The organism is Aestuariibaculum lutulentum, from assembly GCF_032926325.1.
Classification (GTDB): domain Bacteria; phylum Bacteroidota; class Bacteroidia; order Flavobacteriales; family Flavobacteriaceae; genus Aestuariibaculum; species Aestuariibaculum lutulentum.
In genome coordinates this window covers 3,608,116-3,626,048 of the sequence record NZ_CP136709.1, presented here as the reverse complement: position 1 = coordinate 3,626,048, position 17,933 = coordinate 3,608,116, and the positions used below count along the sequence as shown (strand labels likewise).

Sequence of the window (17,933 nt, the reverse complement as noted above, 5' to 3'; positions counted from 1 at the left end):
AACTATGAAAATCAAGACAAAAGAATCATACAGATTAAGAATCAACGGAGGTGTACTTTCTCCGGGCGAGTTAAAATATATTTGTGAAGCCGCAGAAGGTTTGGGTTTAGATGCTATTTCGTTTGGTTCACGTCAGGATATTATTTTTCCGGAGGAAATAGATGAATCTAAGTTTAGTCAGTTTGATAAAATAAAGTTTATTAAACCCAAGCGTGATGGTATGGAAAATATTGTATCGTCATATGTTTCTGCTGATATTTTGCCAAGTACTTCCTGGTTAACAAGTGATAGGTATTTATATGTTTTAGAGCAGTTTAAGCATAAATTAAAACTTCGCGTCAATATTACAGACCCAAAGCAGCGTCTGGTGCCGTTATTCACTGGAAATGTAAACTTTATCGCCTCAGAGCACGAAGATTACTGGTATTTGTATGTAAGACTTCCAGAATGGAAAAAAACAGTGATGTATCCGGCTTTGATTTATAGTTGGGATATGGATAAAATAGAACACGCTATTGAAAAAGTCTTAATTGAAGAACCTGAAAATGTAGAAACCCTTTTTGAGCTGGTTAGTGATGCTGTAGATACCAATAACAGAACAGTAGACAGACCTTTGGAAGTGCCTTTTTATCCGTTTCCATATTATGAAGGGATGAATCGTTTTGGTGATAAATACTGGTTAGGATTGTACTGGAGGAATAACCGCTACGACATCAGGTTTTTAAAGGCGATGTGCGATTTATGTGCCGAAAATAAAATTGGTAAAATTTCAATTACGCCGTGGAAATCCTTTATTGTAAAAGGTATTCCAATGAAATTTAAATTACAATGGGAACGCTTTTTAGGAAGTTATGGTATTAATGTACGTCACTCTATGCTCGAATTAAACTGGCATTTGCCGGTTTTTGATGCAGCTGCTTTAAATCTTAAAAAGTATCTGGTTACCAATTTCGATCAGAATGATATCAGTACCTATGGACTAACTTTTGGCATCTCTAATTACGAGAGTAAAACCTATCATTTTACATCAATTGTTATTGAAAAAAACAAGCAACCAGAGAATTTAGGTGATTTTATAATTAGAGATACCTATAATTTATTGTATGCCAAGAATTTCGATCCGAATACACGAGAATACATCATGCATGTTCAGGATGTCGATAAGGTTGAACTTCCCGGCTTACTTATGGAATTAAGTAAATTATATTTTGAACAACTGGGAATGGAGCGTGAAGAGGAAGTAGAAACTAATGTCATTAAAGACATTAGTGAAGAGGAAGTATATCAGTGTAAAGATTGTTTAACCATATATAATGCAGCTTACGGAGACCTTACACAGGATATTGTTCCTAATACACCTTTTGAAAATTTACCGGAAATGTATGAATGTTCCATTTGCGAAGCACCTAAAAGCAGTTTTGAAAAAAAGGTATTTGTGAAATAATAAAATTTAAAATCCATCCACCGACACTTTTCAGCTATTCGTCTACACTAAAATTGAAATTAACGAAATCAAATGCTATTTGTGCGAATTACTTATACATTTGAGGTTCATTTTGATTGGATTTATTCATGAACAACGTGTTAAACATATTACTTATTGAAGACGATGCCATCGAGGTGATGAAATTGAATAGGGCAATTTCGTCTTTAAATCTAAATCATAATATTATAGAAGCGCATAACGGAGAAGATGCGCTTATTTTTTTAGAACAAAAAAATAATCTTCCAGACATTATTTTGTTAGACTTAAATATGCCGAAAATAAACGGTATTGAGTTTTTAACTATTCTTAAAAATAATGATGTTTTAAGGTATGTTCCTACTATTGTTCTAACCACGTCAAGTAATCAAAAAGATTTGTTAGAATGCTATAAAATTGGCATCGCAGGATATGTTTTAAAGCCGTTAAAGTACGACGAGTATGTTTTAAAAATTGAAAGCTTATTGAAATACTGGAGCATGAATGAGCTTATCAGGGTTTAAGGTAAATTCTTCATTTATAGACCTTATTGTTATTCTGTATAAATTTATAAAGTAAATCTTACGTTTTATCTTTCAATTCTCGTGCAATAATCGTTACTTTACTAATAGAAATAAAACCTCATACCCTAATTTTTAATACCAATATTAATGCGTCAAGATGAGATTGACATATTAAAACAGCAATTAGCTGAAGAAAAGGCTGCGCGTATTTCTGCAGAAACCGAATTGTCTGAAGTTAAAAAACGATTAGATAATACTGAAAATGGCCTGAGGGTTGGGTGTGAAAGTATTATCGATGCTTACCTTATAATGGACTTATCGGGAAACATTCTTAAAATGAATGAAAGCGCCCGAAATATACTAGACTTTAATGGAGACGGAATTGGTTATAACCTGATGTCTATGGTTAATCAGGAAGATCTTGAAAAGGTTAAAACTTCATTTAAACAGCTTTTAAATGAGGGGATAATTACTAATTTCGAATTAAAGATTAAAACCCCGTTACAGCAATATAAAATTGTTCAGATTAATGGCAATATACTTTATGAAAATGGTAGCCCTGTAGCAGCACAAGGTATTATTAGAGAAATTACAAAAAGCAAGGAAGCAGAAGAAAAACTAAGGGAATCTGAAGACCGACTGGCAACGGTAATACTAAATCTTGACAAAGGTATTTTATTAGAAGATGAAAACAGAAGCATTATCGTTACCAATAATAAGTTCTGTGAATTTTTTAAAATTCCATTACAACCAGAAGAACTTGTTGGTGTAGATTGCAGAAACGCTGCCGAAGAGGCAAAGTATTTGTTTAAAGAACCTGAAGCTTTTGTAAATAGAATCAATACTATAATTTATAATAGAGAAGTAGTTACTGGAGAAGAACTTGAGATGGTTGATGGTCGTGTTTTTGAACGCGATTATGTTCCGGTTTTCAGAAATGGTGAGCTGAAGGGGCATTTATGGACGTATAAAGATTTTACGGTAAGGCGTCAGTACAGAGAAACTCTGGATCAGGAACGTTTAAAGTACAGAAACGTCATTACAAAAATGAATCTGGGTTTGGTAGAAGTCGATTTAAAAGATCATATTATTGTTGCCAACGAAAACTTCTTGCGAATGTCAGGGTATTCGGCCGAAGAACTTATAGGTTCAGATGCTAAAAACTTATTTAGATTTGATCAGGAATTCTTTGAAGAAAAACGCGGAAATCGAGATCAGGGTTTAACCGATTCCTATGAAATAAAAATGATTACCAAACGTGGTGAAGAACGCGATTGGTTAGTTAGTGTTGCGCCAAATTTTGATAGTAACGGCAACATGATAGGAACTATCGGTATTCATTTAGATATAACCCATGTAAAAAGTTTAGAGCGCGAAAAGGTAGATCTTCTGGGGGCTTTAGAGCGAAGTAATAACGAATTACAGGAATATGCACATATTGTATCTCACGATTTAAAGTCGCCTTTGCGTAGTATAAATGCTTTGGTGAGTTGGATTAAAGATGATAACAAAGGGAAATTAGATGCGCCCACCGTTCAGAATTTAGGTTTAATAGAAACTACTTTAGAGCGCATGGAGCAATTAATATCCGATGTGCTTGCCTATTCAAGTGTCGGGTTTTATGAAAACGAAAAAGAGCCCGTTAATGTTCAGGAAGTTGTTCAGGATTTAATTGAGATACTATTCATTCCAGAACACATAACAGTTTATATTTTAAAGCCTCTACCTGTAGTTTTCGGACATAAAACTAAAATACAGCAGTTATTTCAGAATTTAATAAGCAACGCTATTAAGTTTATAGATAAAGAAAAAGGGTTTATTTATATTTCTTTTGAAGAGTTAGACGAGGCCTATCAATTTTCAGTTCAGGATAACGGAATGGGTATCGATAAAAAGTTTCATGAGAAAATTTTTAAGGTTTTTCACGCTTTAAAAAAGAGTCATGATTCAACGGGTATTGGATTGTCTATTGTACAAAAAATTGTTGAACTGCACCATGGTAAAATTTGGTTAGAAAGTAAGCCTAATAAAGGCACTACATTTTTCTTTACATTAAAAAAAGGAACTAATGGAACAGCCTAATATGTCATACATTCAAAGTATGTCTGGAGGCGATAAGGCTTTCGAACACAAGATTATAAATATCATTAAACGAGAATTGCCTGAAGAAATAGCAACGTTTCAATATAATTTAAAGTCGGAAGAATACCAGAAAGCAGCAGATAATGTCCATAAACTTAAACATAAAATCCTTATTTTGGGCCTCGAAAAAAATTATCACACAGCGGTTGCATTCGAGGATAATTTGAGAGAAGGTAATGCGAATTTGCATACTGAGTTTGAAGCTATTTTAATGAACCTAACCAATTACCTTAAAACATTATAATCGAGTTTTATGAATTGTATTATTATTGATGATGAAGAAACAGCAAGAGCTATAATTAGCCAATTGTGTTCTAAAACAGAAGATTTAACTGTTCTGGAAGAGTTTCCGAATGCAATTCAGGCTATGAAATATTTAAACCAAAATAAGGTTGATTTGATTTTTCTTGATATCCACATGCCCGATTTTACAGGGTTCGATTTTATTCAAACATTGAAAAATCCACCTAAAATTATTTTAACCACATCGGATTCTAAGTTTGCCATTGATGCCTTTGAATACGATTGTATAGTTGATTATCTTGTAAAACCGGTATTACCTGTACGTTTTGAAAAAGCTGTTTTAAAGGCAAAAAAAACAGAATTAAAACAGGATGCTGCGGTAGAATCAGAATCCAAAGAGCAAACAGCTTCCGATAACGATCTTTATGTGAATATTGACAGACGCTTAATAAAGATTGACATTCCCAGTATTTACCTTATTGAAGCTAAAGGGGATTATATAAATATAAAGACCCAAACCAAAAACTATACGGTACATTCAACCTTAAAAAAGATTGAAGAAAAATTACCGACCGATTTATTTTTAAAAGTGCACCGTTCGTATATTATTAATGTTGATGAAATTGTTGATATTGAGGATAATAGTGTGCTTATAAAGAAAGACGTGGTACCAGTAAGTCGTTCAAACCGTCCTGAGTTGATGAATAGGCTAAATCTGCTATAACTACTTAACATTCGATTACTTCCATTCATCTACACTTTTAATGGCATTCGGCGAAAAAGGTGCAGATATCCTTCTATTCGTATTTATATTTGCTACAGGTAAATAACAATGTTAGGGTTATTTTTAAGTGTTTTAACTTTTCATATTTTTTTAAGTTGTGTTATTTACCGAATAATGTGTTAGCGTATGGTTTGGTAGGCCATACGACAATAAAATAGAGGAACGTTTATGTTTGAATGATTAATAGCAAAACTTCTATTTGAAAAGGCAGAAACTTTCGTTTTTGCCTTTTTTAATTTAGGGGGGTATTTTAAATATATATGTCTATTCTACACTTATAGATTTTTATTCAACTAAACAAAATTACCATTCGTCTATAGTAACAGGAATTCCGGCTAAGATATCCTCGTTTTTAAGTAATAAAAAGACACATTTGTTATATACAAAATCCAGAAGTTTAATGAGAATAGCAATAATAACAAATTACCCGATAGGCAAGGATGCTTTAGGTAATTATGCTTATCATTTAATTAAACGTTTCAGGCAAAACGAATTGATTTCGGAAATTGTATTATTAACCAATAAACGATTTGGAAAGGAAGGGTTGTTTTTTACGGAATCGGGATGTAAAATACAGGTGAAGGAGTGTTGGTTTTTAAATAGTTTGACTAATGTTTTTTCAATAAACAGGGCAATAAAAGAAACTAAACCAGACGCTGTATTGTTCGATTTTAAGAAGTCTATGTTTGGAGACAATAAAATAGCTAATGCTTTAGGAATGTTATTACCCTTTGTATGTAAGCTAAAGAAAATACCAAATGTTGTGGTTTGGCACGAGATTTATAATGAAGATACATTTAAATCTATCACAAAGTTTTTGGTTAGACAATTAAATAGATTCATGCAACTTGCTGATAGGGTGGTGGTCACAAAACAATCTCATGAGAAATTATTAAACGAAAAGTACAGTGTTAAAAATATAATTTTTGTATCTCAAAATATTAATATCCCCGAAGAGCTTAAAGTCTCTCAACTAACTAAACTAAACCAAATTACCAACTTCGGGGATATTATTGAGTACGATGTAACAGAAGAATTGAGTGGGAAAACAGAAGAATCGATTTGGATTAATAAAGTGGTTGATGTTTGTGTAAATATGTTTCATGAATTAGTAGAAAAGAAGGCATATTTATACCAGAAAAAGGTGAAGAAATTCATCATGGAAACAAGTTAGTGTATTGGGGGTTACTCTCTCAACATTTGGTTTAGGTACCAAATTTTAACCCTTTTTCGAGGAAGTCATTTTTGGCTTCCTTGTTTCTTTTTAAAGAAATCTGTACTACCCGCCAATAGTTATCATACTTCGGTTTTTATTGTGGCGTTCTGGTTCCTGGAGTTTTTCTAAAGTATTCATACCGCCACGCACTTTAAATTTTGCTTTTACAGCTTTCTCAATAATTGGCTCTATGGAGTTTCCGGCTCGAAGGTTTCCTAAAATATCAGATTCAGTAGCCGAAAACAAACAATTTTTTAATTGTCCGTTAGCTGTTAAACGCAGTCGGTTGCAAGAATCACAAAACGGATTGGTAACCGAACTAATAATGGCAAAACTACCAGTATATCCTTTTATTCTATAGTTTTTAGAGGTATCGTTAGGAGCGTCCTTTAAACGTTCTACTTGAGTTTCATCAAAAGAATCATAAACAATATTCATAATATCGCTGTAAGATACCATTTTACTCATATCCCATTTATTACCATCAAAAGGCATAAATTCTATAAACCGAACAGTAATAGGTAAGGTCTTCGTGAAATTAATAAAATCGATAACTTCATTGTCGTTAAAGTCTTTCATTAAAACGACATTCAGTTTAACTTTAAAACCTTCTTTAACCAAAAGTAAAATATTATTGTAGACTTTTTCAAAGTTATCTCGACGTGTAATTTCTTTGAATTTATCTCGATTTAAAGAGTCTAAACTAATATTTAAACTTTTTACATTATTAGTCTTTAAAACTTCAATAAACTTATCAATAATAACAGCATTAGATGTTATGGAAAGTTCTACAGGTAACGACGCCAGTTTTTCTAATACTACTGGGAAATCTTTTCTAACCAAAGGTTCTCCACCTGTCAGTCTGATTTTAGAGACTCCATGCTTTACAAAGGTTTTAGCAATCTCGTAGATTTCCTCGTAAGTCATTAAATGGCTTTTAGGAGACAGAGGCACACCTTCTTCCGGCATACAATACGAACAACGTAAATTACAGCGCTCTATTAGTGAAATACGTAAATAGGCGTGGTCTCTACCAAAATTGTCCTGTAATATGTTTTTAGGTGTTGAACTCATTTTAAATCTCCTGCAAATTGGCTTTTAATAAAGTTACGAATAAGCCTTTCAATAGTCAATGCATATCAAATATATAATAGAATTTATAAAGGATGCAGTAATTAAAAGGAAATATTTGATTTAAGCTGAATTTATTGTTTTACACTTAAAAACAACAAAAGCCACAATAAAAATTGTGGCTTTTTAACAAAATGAAAATGACTAACTCAAATTGCTTTCGGTTGCGGAGATTCAATCTTTTCAAATCCCGATTCAACCTATAGTTAGTTTTATTCTAAGAACTTATTTCTCAATTTAGAAATGGCGGTAGAATCCAGTCCTATTTCGGTTTCAAGATAGTTTTGTACAGAGCCATATTCGGCTTTTAAGATATCCATACCTGTTTGTAAATATGAACGTCTAACGCTCATCATTGGTCTTAAAATTCTCTGGTCGATACCGTAGAATTTTGCAGCCTTTTTAATGGTTTCTTCGTTGTTATCATATCTAAAGTAGTTTGATAACGTGTACTCATTATAAATGGTTTCTTCATCAACACCTAAAGCCGTTAAAATTAAAGCTGAGGCATGTCCTGTTCGGTCTTTACCTGCGGTACAGTGGAATAATAACGGTGTTCTGTCGTTATTTAGTAAATCACTGAAAAGGGTTTTAAAGGCGTCTTTACTTTTTAATAAATCTTCTGAAATGTCTTCCATAAGTTTACCGCCGTCAAACGTTTCAGGATTGGCCTCTCTCAGTTTTCCAAACATTTCTTTCATATTGCCATTTCCCATATTTCCAACAGGCACATGAAACCATTGCACACCATTAGGATACATGTCTGGTTTTTCTTCGATTTCTTCGTTGGTTCTAAAATCCAAAATGGATTTAATATCGATAGTGCTCATGTAGGCTAAATCTTCGTTTGTAAGATCTGATAATTCGCCAGAACGATAAATTAAGCCCCATTTTGTGTGTTTGCCATCTTGGGTTGGAATACCTCCTAAATCTCTAAAGTTTACACTGTTTTCTAAATCGATTTCACGTTCGGTTAAGTGTAAAGTATCTTTGCCGTTAACTGCAGCAAAAGCTAAACGTTGGTTAGGAGTGCTGTTTTTAATAGTTATGATTTTGTTTTCGTTAGAAAGTGTTACAGGAGCTTTCCAGTTTATAGTTTCAAAACTGTTACCCGAATATACATTCCAGTTACCTTTGCTTCTTAGAGTTAATTGGTAATCTTTTTCAGGTAATTTATCGACATAAATAACTTCGTTTAAAGTGTATTCTGGTCGTTCTGGTTTTGTATACTCTGCACAAGCCGCAAATACGGCTATACTGGCAACACTAAGCAGGCCTTTTATATGTTTTTTATTTATCATTTGATTTGATACTTATTTTTTGAAAATAGAGTTTTATGACTCTAAATAATTAGTTCTCATTTTATTGACGTCGACATGAATGGTTTCAAGAAAAGTATCAACATTTCCATATTCCTTTTCTATGTTATCTAAAAAGGCATTTATGAAAGCTTCACTTGGACCAAAGTTTTTCTTTAGTTTTTCTAAAGCTTCTTTACCATATTTGGTTGAAATATAATTGTGATATTGTTCGTAAGATTTTGCAAGATAGGTTTTAGTTGCTAAATAATCTTTAACGATGTCGGCTCTATTTACTCCTAACGACCATAAAACTAAAGCGGCTGTCATGCCAGCTCTGTCTTGACCTGCCTGGCAATGCCATAGTGTAGTTTTGCCTGTCTCTAATAAGTTAAATACAGTTTCAAAACCTTTTTTCTTTTGGGTGTCTATTGTACCATAAAATTCAAGCATTTTTTCTTTTGCACTGTATTTTCCGGAAAGCACATCGGCGATAAAAGATTCTGCATTAACTGTTTTTCCAGATGGGTCATTTGCCATTAGAGGATAGAAGTACATTTTAATGTCGGAAGAAATGCGATCTGGTTTTTCTTCAACTTCATGGGCTGTTCTCAAGTCAATGACTTGCTCTAAACCTAATTGTTTAATGGTTTCCTGATCGGCATCGGTTAAAGCTGAAAGTTCTCCTGAACGAAATAGTTTTCGGTATAATACCCGTTTTCCGTCGGCTCCAATAAAACCTCCCATATCTCTAAAGTTGTCTTCACCTTCTAAATTTACGTGAGTTTCGTAGGATTTATTGTTTTCTGAAGTTTGTGCGGTTAAACTAACCGCACAACTTGCTGAAATTAATAGATTGAATATTGTTTGTCTTAACATAAGTACTAAAATATTTGATAGTTGATTCCGAATAAACCTCTTATAGAGTAGTACTCAGTTTGCTCTGGTCTTTCTGAAACGCCTTGGTAGTATCTTAATGGTTCGTTTGTTAAGTTGTTAAGCTCTACGTAAACTTTCATGTTTTTAGTCAGGTTTGCCGATGCTGTAAAATCAACAGTTAGGTTTTTACCGTACCAGCGGTAGTTTTCTGGGTTTCCTTGAACCATAGCTAAAGATGCATCTTTATAGTTTCCAGCTAAACGGAACGATAAAGGTCCTTTTTCGTAAAATAACGAGGCATTAAAGATATGTTTCGACTGAGATGGAATTTTCTCTGTCGTTGTTGAAACTTCAACTTCTCCTGTAGACGCATTGGTTGTATACATTGGTACTTCCATTTCAGAATCAGCAAACGTATAATTCGCTTCAACACCTAATCCTCCTAAGACACCTGGTAAGAAGGTTAATCGTTTAGACAATCCTAATTCGAAACCTGCTAACCATCCTGTTTCAGAGTTTTGTGGTTGTGTAACCTGAAATAAATTGCCATCGATAGTCTGGAAACTTCTTCCTGTATAGATTACATTTTCTAAGGCTTTATAGAAAGCACCTCCACTTAAAATCCCTACATTTTCAAAGAAGTATTCTCCAATTAAATCGAAGTTATTCGAGTAAGTAGGTTCTAATTTAATGTTACCACGACTAATAGTGTTTGGAGTTGTTAGTAAACTAATGGTTTCTGTAGGGTTAAGTTCAGAGAAGTTAGCACGCGCCATCGTTCTGGTATAGGCAAACTTCACGTTTAAATTGTCCTGAGCCTGATATTTTAAGTGAACCATTGGTAAAAGAGAGCCAAAATCGTTGTTGTTCTTTACTTTTTCAATAGTTGTATTGTCATCAGCATCGGTTACAACAGAGTGACCTTTGTACTCTAAGTTTGTGTGTTCGTAACGAACTCCTCCAATAACTTTTAACTTACTTGTTAAATCGTAATCAGCCATAGTATAACCAGCCATGACCTGCTCGTAACCTGAGTAGAATGAACCTGCTGAAGATGGGTTGTTTTCGTCAAATTTGATGTTGTAGAATAACGGGTTCGCATCATATTCATCGGTAAATAAATTATCGATTTGATCTAAGCGAATCGTGTTTTCAACTAATACGTTGTTGTACGGACTTCCAATTTCCGATAAATAACCACCTTTTAAAGGGAATGTTCTGGTTTCAAAATCACTCATCGCAATTGGAGCACCGTAGTAATTTCCTAAATATAAGCTGTAAGTGTAAGGAGTACCACGTTCTAAGTCCATTCTTTTAAACTTACCACCAACTTTAATTCTTAATTTGTCGTTAGCGTTGTATGTTAAATCTAATTTAGCGGTGTAATCGTCTTCTAAACTGAAGGCAGGATAAGCCATTTTGTTGTTTAGTAGTAGTTGATCTGCTGTAACAGGAGCGTCTAAATACGGTTGAATATTATCGTAGTGATCGCCGTTGTATCCAGCCGGTGAATCTATATCTAAGAATTTGTATCCGTCGCTTGTTAAGTTGTTATAAGTAACAGGAGTAGAGAATGTCGCCATTAAATAAGCATCGGTATTGGCATCAGAACCTTTTACTTTTTTGTTACCCATTTCGGCTGAGTAGGTCGATAATTTCCAGTCTAAATCGAACTTTCCGTTATTGAATTTATGGTCACCCCCAAACTCGATACCGTGCATGTTAATATCTACAATACCGTGTCTTACACGAACATCCATATCGCTATCATCAAAGTTAAAGATATGCTCTACTGCAGACTCTTCATCTTTGAAGTTGGTGTAAAGACTTCTTAAGTATAAGGTGTTGTTATCGTTTGGTTTAAACTCTAACCCTGTGTTTAAACCTGTTGTGGTTCTTGCGCCCAAATAATCGCGTAACTGTAGGTTGTTAATCGCCTGGTTATCCTGGTCGTAAACTAACTCGTAGTTATCTGTACCCCAGTTCCTGTTCCAGTAGGTTCCAGATACTAAGAATCCTATTTTTCCGTTTGCTACGCGGTCACCATAAACTAAAGATCCACTCTGGATTGGTTTTTGAGCCTGATTGTTGTAACCGTAACCTAAGTTAACGTTTAAGGTTTTCTTAGAAGGTGCTGTTTTGGTAATGAAGTTAACCGAACCTCCAATCGCATCACCTTCCATATCAGGGGTAATCGCTTTAGAAAGTTGTACATATTTAATCATTTCTGAAGGGAAAATATCTAAAGGCGCCGAGCGTGTTCCTCCGGTATTATCTGATGTTCCTTCGGTTGAAGGCATACGGTCACCATTCATTAACGTCGAGTTCCAAGCGATTGGTGTACCACGCACAATAACGTAACGGCCTTCACCGTGGTCACGTTCAATAGAAACTCCAGAAACACGTTGTACGGCTTCAGCGGCATTTCTGTCTGGTAATTTACCAATAGCATCAGAAGCTAAAACCTCCATAATAGCAATAGAGTTTTTCTTGATGTTTAAGGCTTTTTGTTGATTTGGTAAGTTGTTACCCTGAATAACAATCTGGTCTAATTCATTTCCACTGCTTAATGCAATGTCTCCAATATTTACAGGTTCGTTTTTTCTGGCAACGACTTCAACTTCCTGAGTTTTGTATCCAATATATGACACAACAAGTGTTAATTCTCCTGGGTTTACATTGGTAATGTTAAAATGCCCGTCGAAATCTGTGTTGGTACCATTAGTAGTTCCTTTAACAATAATGTTTGCACCAGGAAGTGCTCCCAGTTCATCTTTTACAGAACCTATAATTTCTGCATTTTGTGCCATAGCACGTCCACTTAAACAAAAGACTAATAGTAGTCCGAAATAGTTTAAAAGTGTTTGTTTTGTTTTCATTTAAAAATTGGTTTTGATTAATTTTTGATGCAAATATTATATCGATACCAATGAAAAAGGTTTGTTGTACTTGAGAAGGACGTTTTAAACGTACGTCTTAAATAATTCGAACTTATTTTTACTATAACTAATTGATTTATAGGTATTTGTGTTTTGTTAAGAAATTTAATGTTCTTCATTAACAAAAAGTTAACTCGCTAAAAAAAGGGTTTGTTTGAACGATTTTGGTGTTTGTCCGGTTACTTTTTTGAAGTAGGTATTGAAGGTAGATTTTGAATTAAACCCACAACTAAAAGCAATATCTATAATATTTTCGTTTTGTTTAGAATTTGACAGTTTTTGAACCACCGCATTCACACGATATTCATTAATAAACTGGTAGAAATTCTTATTGAAGCCTGTATTTAATACCTGAGTAACGTGATGTTTTGGAATGTCTAATCGTTTTGATAATTGCAGAAGTGTAAGTTCAGGATCTAAATAAGGCTTGTTAGATTTGAAATAAGATTCAATTTTGGTTTTATAGTTATTTAAATCAGAATCGCTTAAATTGGAAGTCGAGTATTTCTGTTCTTCTGCTTCATTTGTTATCGCTGTAGCAGAAACGTAATCCGGGTTTTGATAGGTTTTAATTTTAAAAAGAACAACAGTTATAGAGGTTGCTAGGAAAAATACATAGGTTAATCTGGCGTTGATGTATAATCCGAATTGCGATAAAATTATAATGATGAAAAATAAGGAAACCAGTGCTACAAAAATGTAAGATAGTATCTTTAAGAACTTAACACGTTCCTTTTTGATAGCTTCATTATAGCTATTTAGTTTTTTTAGACTTAAAATTGGATAAATCCCTAAAGAGGCAATTTCAGAAAGTATAAAGACTTCGTATATGTCTAAAAATCCGTGGTTATCATAGAAGCTGATTTGAAATAAAATAACAATGAAACTGATTGTTGAAACAACAAACGGACTAAAATGTAATAAAATAGATTTTAGAGTTATTTTTTCTTTTAAAGATGTTGTCGCCAGATAGAGTATAGGGCCGTAGGCAAAACTAAAACTTGTAGGGACATTATAATATACCGGGTTGTTTTTAAGAAATACTAAAAAAGTAAGTTTTGTTGATAAATGCAACGAAATAAAAAACATGAAAAGAGAGATGAGTTTCTCGAAAGTGTCTTTGTTTCTTTGTGATGCTAAAAGGATAAATGAAAATATAGCCTGAAAAACTATAATGCTAATTAGGTAATTCATTAGGAAAAATTTAATCCGTAAAACTACCTTTAAAGAAACCAAAGGCATTTAACCTGAAGTTAATTTTAGTTTACCTTCAGGTTAAATGTAATTGTGTTTAATCGTGCCTGGCACCTCTTAATACCCCGAAGATGTGTAAAACCGAAGGGAAGACAGCGTCCATCGATTCTTTGGCACCGTTGGTTGATCCAGGTAAAGCTAGAACTAAGGTGTTTTTTATTGTTCCGGCAATGCTTCTGGAAAGCATAGAATAGGGCGTTCTTTCCTGACCATAATTGCGTATAGCTTCTTCAATGCCAGGAATCCGTCGGTCTAAAATTGGGATTAAGGCTTCAGGAGTTACATCGCGATTTGAAAGTCCTGTACCACCTGTGTAAATCACTAAATCAATTCCGGCTTCCTGATAAGTTTTTGCTTTATTTTGAATGATGTCCAGTTCATCGGGAATCACGATATAATCTTCAATTTTTACATTACTCGCTTCCAGTTTTTCAATAATAGCTTTTCCTGCTCTGTCTTCTTTTTCTCCGGCCGAAATGGTGTCGGAACACACAATAACAGCGGCTTTAATATCTGTTCTGAAACGGTTTTTAAAATCCGATTTGCCACCTTTTTTGTTTAGTAATTTAATCGCGTGAATTTCGATGCCTTTATCAATTGGCTTCAGCATATCGTACATATTTAAAGCGACCACGCTGGCGCCATGCATGGCTTCAACTTCAACGCCGGTTTTGTAAATGGTTTTTACAGTGAATAACACGGTAATTTCTAATCCGTTTATCTCGTATTCCACGCCTGTGTATTCAATAGGTAATGGGTGGCAATCTGGTAATATGTCTGGTGTACGCTTTACGCCAAGTAATCCGGCGGCTTTGCTCATCGCTAAAACGTTTCCTTTTGGAACCGTATCATTTTTTATAGCTTCAATGGTTTCAGGTTTACTTACTTTTACAATAGCTTGAGCTGAAGCAATACGTAGTGTGGTGTTTTTATGTGTGATGTCGACCATGGTATGTTGAATCGTTATGGGTTTAATTGTTTTTCTTCCACTGATGCGTGTTGTCTTCAAAAATTTCCTTTCCAAAAACAGGAACCTGGGCTTTTATTTTTTCAACAATATATTCTAGAGCTTCAAAAACAACTTTTCGTCTTGGTGAAGAGACAAAAACGAATAAACATATTTCGCCTGCTTTCACTGTGCCTAAACTATGATAAATGTGCATGCAGGTTAAATCGAATTTATCAAAAGCCGATTCGCGAATCTCGTGAAATTTTTCGTTAGCCATATCTTCGTAAGCTGTGTATTCAATGGCAGAAACCGTTTTACCATCGATAACATCGGCACGTACCTGCCCTAAAAATATGTTGTGAGCACCGATGCTGGTTTTGGTTTGATGTTTAGCAATAGAATTTCCTATAAATTCTGATGAAATGGCACCTTGCTGAAATACGTTTTTTATTTTTTTGTCGGTCATTATTTTTGATTTTGTTGTGTTAGGTATTCAATGATGTCTGGAGCACCTTCTTTTAGGCTGAAACAGTTTTTAATATTTAAATCCTGGAGTATGGAAACAGCCTTTTTGCTTCGGATACCAGACTGACAAAAAATATATTTGTCTTTATCTGGTTGAATTTGGTTTAGATGTTGGTTTAATTCACTTAAAGGGATTAACGTAACAGCTAAACCTTCAACTTTTGGTGTTTCGTGGACTTCCCTAATATCGATAAGCTGAATGTTGTTTTGATCTAAAATATCTTCAATAGAAACTGTTTTTGGTTCTATTTCGCAAAAAACTTCGGTCGTTTTTGATGTAAAACTGTCTTTGTTTTTTAGAGTTTTTTCAATCTCATAACTGTTCTTTGAAATGTTTAAAACAATTGTTTGGCTATTAAGTGCATTGTAGCAAAGCAGTTTTCCAGAAAGTGTATTGCCTATTTCTAAAATGATTTTTAACACTTCGTTTGCTTGCATCGTGCCAATAATTCCTGGTAAAACCCCTAAAACACCAATTTCAGAACAATTGGGAACGGTATTTTTTTCGGGAGCTTCAGGGAACAGACATCGGTAAGTTGGTCCGTTTTGGTAATTAAATACCGAAACCTGTCCTTCGAACTTATAAATCGCTCCAAAAACCAGTGGTTTGTTGCTGATAACACAAGCGTCATTTATTAAATAACGAGTTTCAAAGTTGTCGGTACCATCAACAATAATGTCGTATTGTTTGAAAAGTTTTAAGGCATTTTTATGATTTAATCTTTCCTGATAAGCGATAATGGAAATGCTATCGTTTAAATCTTCCAGACGTTGTTTAGCTGCTAATGCTTTGTTTGTTCCAACTGTTGCTGTGCCAAATAATATTTGACGTTGCAGGTTGGTAATATCAACCACATCGAAATCTACAATACCAAGTGTGCCAATACCTGCAGCTGCAAGATATTGCAGGATTGGACAACCTAAACCGCCGGCACCAATAACTAAAACTTTGGCGTTTAGTAGTTTGTTTTGACCGCTTTCACCAATTTCGGAAAGTATGATATGTCTACTATATCTATTCATAATATCTATCCTCCGGCAAACGGAGGTAATATGGCGATGTCTTCGCCGGTTAATAGGGTTTCGTTGGAAACCAATTCTTTATTTTGAGCGACTTTAAAGTCTTTTAATTTTAATTTAGGATATTTTAAAGTGAGTGATTCTATTAATTCGGTAACCGTTGTTTTGGTATGCTCAATCGTTTCTTCATCGATTTGAGTTACTTCAGCGATTTGTCCGAAATACTTGATGTTAATAGTCATTTTTAATTGTTTTAATTCCTCAGGTGTGTTTACGTTCATGACGCTATCGGCTAGTTCAGAAGGTAATGTTATTGTTTTTACTTTACACTGATTTACGGCATGTCGCAATCGACGTTCATCATTGTTTAAAAGATTAATAAACGTTTCAGCACAGGTTGATTTGTAAATGGCAACTAAAGGCATCGTTTTTCCGTGGCTTTCTACTTGAATAATGTCGACGTCATCAGAAATATGATTAATAAGTACTTGCAGGACTTCGGGCTTTATTAAAGGAATATCGCAACTTAAAACCACATTGTAGGGTGTTTTCGATGCTTTTAATCCAGAAGCAATGCCTGCAACGGGACCGGAATCTGTGATAATATCTTCAATTCTACGTTTATTAAAAATATCATAATCTGAATGGTTAGACACTATAATAATTTCAGAAACCAAGGGTTCTAGAGCATCGATAACATGTTTGGTAAATGGTTTTCCGTTAAGCGTAAGTAAGCCTTTGTCTGTTCCCATGCGACTACTTTTTCCGCCGGAAAGAATAATGCCTGTTATGTTGTTTTTTGTTATCATGTTAAGTAAAGAATAATTTAATACAAGCAATAACTAAAACAAAAGCTAAAATATAACGAAGTGCTGTATTGTTGATTTTTTTACTTCCTAAGTAGCCTCCAAGAACCCCTCCAATTAGCGCGATAGCTACTAAAATAAACGATTCCTTTTCTAAGGTAATACCGCTACTTAGTTGTCCGATAAGCCCAGATGCAGAATTAACCCAAATAAACAGGGCTGAAACCGCAGCGGCTTCTTTCATTTTGCCCCAATGCAGTAGCAAAATAATTGGTGTTAATATGATACCGCCACCAATACCAATGAGTCCGGAAAAAAATCCAATTATACCGCCAACAACTAATCCTTGCCAAAGTTTAACGTCTTTTATAGTGTCATTTTCTTTTCCAAAGAAATTCAGCATTTTTAAAATGGCAAATACTAACAAAACAGCTAATATTTTTTTGTAAATAGAGGCATCAATTTCAATGGTACCTCCCAGAAAGGCCAGAGGGATTGAGGTAATGGCAAAGGAAATGAATAGTTTTTTATTGAAAAATCCACCGCGATAGTAATAGTAAAACGATATGCCGGCAACAAACAAATTTAACAATAAGGCAGTGGGTTTCATTGTTTCTGGAGCAAACGAAAACAAAGCCATTAAGGCCAGATAGCCGCTGGCTCCTCCGTGTCCGACACTGGCATATAGGAAGGATATAACGGGTAATAGAAATAGAAAAACATATATATTTTGGTTGTCCAATAGCATATGGTAGAGGTAA

Annotated in this window: 16 protein-coding genes; 6 read left to right on the top strand and 10 right to left on the bottom strand. The window is 34.2% G+C overall.

The genetic code is table 11. The features are described 5' to 3' along the window. Positions 1–4: 4 nt before the first annotated feature. From R1X58_RS15385 to R1X58_RS15360, 6 genes are all read left to right on the top strand, one after another. On the top strand, positions 5–1,444 hold the full coding sequence (locus tag R1X58_RS15385; RefSeq protein WP_240573255.1) for a rubredoxin: 1,440 nt from the start codon (positions 5–7) through the stop codon (positions 1,442–1,444). A 128-nt stretch (positions 1,445–1,572) separates the two neighbouring features. Continuing rightward, positions 1,573–1,986, top strand: a complete 414-nt coding sequence (locus tag R1X58_RS15380; RefSeq protein ID WP_240573254.1) for a response regulator — start codon at positions 1,573–1,575, stop codon at positions 1,984–1,986. A 147-nt stretch (positions 1,987–2,133) separates the two neighbouring features. Beyond that, positions 2,134–4,068, top strand: a complete 1,935-nt coding sequence (locus R1X58_RS15375; RefSeq protein WP_240573253.1) for a PAS domain-containing sensor histidine kinase — start codon at positions 2,134–2,136, stop codon at positions 4,066–4,068. Beyond that, the gene (locus R1X58_RS15370; RefSeq protein WP_240573252.1) at positions 4,055–4,372 is read left to right on the top strand and encodes an Hpt domain-containing protein; all 318 of its coding nucleotides are present in this window, start codon (positions 4,055–4,057) and stop codon (positions 4,370–4,372) included. The genes R1X58_RS15375 and R1X58_RS15370 overlap by 14 nt, the downstream gene beginning before the upstream one ends. Before the next feature lie 9 nt (positions 4,373–4,381). Continuing rightward, complete coding sequence (locus R1X58_RS15365; RefSeq protein ID WP_240573251.1) at positions 4,382–5,095, top strand: LytR/AlgR family response regulator transcription factor; 714 nt, start codon at positions 4,382–4,384, stop codon at positions 5,093–5,095. Between the two features lie 460 nt (positions 5,096–5,555). Beyond that, the gene (locus R1X58_RS15360) at positions 5,556–6,329 is read left to right on the top strand and encodes a glycosyltransferase family protein (protein WP_240573250.1); all 774 of its coding nucleotides are present in this window, start codon (positions 5,556–5,558) and stop codon (positions 6,327–6,329) included. 105 nt (positions 6,330–6,434) lie between these two features. Here the strand turns inward: R1X58_RS15360 and moaA are convergent, their stop codons facing one another. The 10 genes from moaA to R1X58_RS15310 all read right to left on the bottom strand — a co-directional run bounded on the left by moaA (position 6,435) and on the right by R1X58_RS15310 (position 17,920). Further along, a complete protein-coding gene (gene moaA / locus R1X58_RS15355) occupies positions 6,435–7,445 on the bottom strand; it encodes a GTP 3',8-cyclase MoaA (RefSeq protein WP_240573249.1) in 1,011 nt (336 codons plus the stop codon). A gap of 269 nt (positions 7,446–7,714) precedes the next feature. Beyond that, positions 7,715–8,803 (bottom strand): tyrosine-protein phosphatase, encoded by a 1,089-nt coding sequence (locus tag R1X58_RS15350; RefSeq protein ID WP_240573248.1) that lies wholly within the window; start codon positions 8,801–8,803, stop codon positions 7,715–7,717. Positions 8,804–8,836: 33 nt separating this feature from the next. Continuing rightward, on the bottom strand, positions 8,837–9,679 hold the full coding sequence (locus R1X58_RS15345; RefSeq protein ID WP_240573247.1) for a tyrosine-protein phosphatase: 843 nt from the start codon (positions 9,677–9,679) through the stop codon (positions 8,837–8,839). A gap of 5 nt (positions 9,680–9,684) precedes the next feature. Then, positions 9,685–12,558 (bottom strand): TonB-dependent receptor, encoded by a 2,874-nt coding sequence (locus R1X58_RS15340; RefSeq protein WP_240573246.1) that lies wholly within the window; start codon positions 12,556–12,558, stop codon positions 9,685–9,687. 189 nt (positions 12,559–12,747) lie between these two features. Beyond that, the gene (locus R1X58_RS15335; protein WP_240573245.1) at positions 12,748–13,812 is read right to left on the bottom strand and encodes a helix-turn-helix domain-containing protein; all 1,065 of its coding nucleotides are present in this window, start codon (positions 13,810–13,812) and stop codon (positions 12,748–12,750) included. Positions 13,813–13,909: 97 nt separating this feature from the next. Continuing rightward, complete coding sequence (gene moaCB / locus R1X58_RS15330; RefSeq protein WP_240573244.1) at positions 13,910–14,821, bottom strand: bifunctional molybdenum cofactor biosynthesis protein MoaC/MoaB; 912 nt, start codon at positions 14,819–14,821, stop codon at positions 13,910–13,912. A 22-nt stretch (positions 14,822–14,843) separates the two neighbouring features. Further along, entirely contained in the window at positions 14,844–15,287 is a 444-nt protein-coding gene (locus R1X58_RS15325; RefSeq protein WP_240573243.1) for a molybdenum cofactor biosynthesis protein MoaE, read from the bottom strand. Continuing rightward, complete coding sequence (gene moeB / locus R1X58_RS15320; RefSeq protein ID WP_240573242.1) at positions 15,287–16,369, bottom strand: HesA/MoeB/ThiF family protein; 1,083 nt, start codon at positions 16,367–16,369, stop codon at positions 15,287–15,289. The genes R1X58_RS15325 and moeB overlap by 1 nt, the downstream gene beginning before the upstream one ends. 5 nt (positions 16,370–16,374) lie before the next feature. Next, positions 16,375–17,175: an NTP transferase domain-containing protein gene (locus R1X58_RS15315; protein WP_240573241.1), complete on the bottom strand. Its 801-nt coding sequence runs from the start codon at positions 17,173–17,175 to the stop codon at positions 16,375–16,377. Position 17,176: 1 nt separating this feature from the next. Continuing rightward, complete coding sequence (locus R1X58_RS15310; RefSeq protein WP_240573240.1) at positions 17,177–17,920, bottom strand: sulfite exporter TauE/SafE family protein; 744 nt, start codon at positions 17,918–17,920, stop codon at positions 17,177–17,179. Between the last annotated feature and the right edge of the window lie 13 nt (positions 17,921–17,933).

Bases quoted from the DNA above. Each gene is read 5' to 3' on its own strand.
- R1X58_RS15380 (WP_240573254.1), top strand. From the start codon at position 1,573: ATGAACAACGTGTTAAACATATTACTTATTGAAGACGATGCCATCGAG.
- R1X58_RS15385 (WP_240573255.1), top strand. From the start codon at position 5: ATGAAAATCAAGACAAAAGAATCATACAGATTAAGAATCAACGGAGGT.
- R1X58_RS15370 (WP_240573252.1), top strand. From the start codon at position 4,055: ATGGAACAGCCTAATATGTCATACATTCAAAGTATGTCTGGAGGCGAT.
- moaA (WP_240573249.1), bottom strand. From the start codon at position 7,445: ATGAGTTCAACACCTAAAAACATATTACAGGACAATTTTGGTAGAGAC.
- R1X58_RS15315 (WP_240573241.1), bottom strand. From the start codon at position 17,175: ATGATAACAAAAAACAACATAACAGGCATTATTCTTTCCGGCGGAAAA.
- R1X58_RS15365 (WP_240573251.1), top strand. From the start codon at position 4,382: ATGAATTGTATTATTATTGATGATGAAGAAACAGCAAGAGCTATAATT.
- moeB (WP_240573242.1), bottom strand. From the start codon at position 16,369: ATGAATAGATATAGTAGACATATCATACTTTCCGAAATTGGTGAAAGC.
- R1X58_RS15340 (WP_240573246.1), bottom strand. From the start codon at position 12,558: ATGAAAACAAAACAAACACTTTTAAACTATTTCGGACTACTATTAGTC.
- R1X58_RS15325 (WP_240573243.1), bottom strand. From the start codon at position 15,287: ATGACCGACAAAAAAATAAAAAACGTATTTCAGCAAGGTGCCATTTCA.
- R1X58_RS15360 (WP_240573250.1), top strand. From the start codon at position 5,556: ATGAGAATAGCAATAATAACAAATTACCCGATAGGCAAGGATGCTTTA.
- R1X58_RS15350 (WP_240573248.1), bottom strand. From the start codon at position 8,803: ATGATAAATAAAAAACATATAAAAGGCCTGCTTAGTGTTGCCAGTATA.
- R1X58_RS15345 (WP_240573247.1), bottom strand. From the start codon at position 9,679: ATGTTAAGACAAACAATATTCAATCTATTAATTTCAGCAAGTTGTGCG.
- moaCB (WP_240573244.1), bottom strand. From the start codon at position 14,821: ATGGTCGACATCACACATAAAAACACCACACTACGTATTGCTTCAGCT.
- R1X58_RS15335 (WP_240573245.1), bottom strand. From the start codon at position 13,812: ATGAATTACCTAATTAGCATTATAGTTTTTCAGGCTATATTTTCATTT.
- R1X58_RS15310 (WP_240573240.1), bottom strand. From the start codon at position 17,920: ATGCTATTGGACAACCAAAATATATATGTTTTTCTATTTCTATTACCC.
- R1X58_RS15375 (WP_240573253.1), top strand. From the start codon at position 2,134: ATGCGTCAAGATGAGATTGACATATTAAAACAGCAATTAGCTGAAGAA.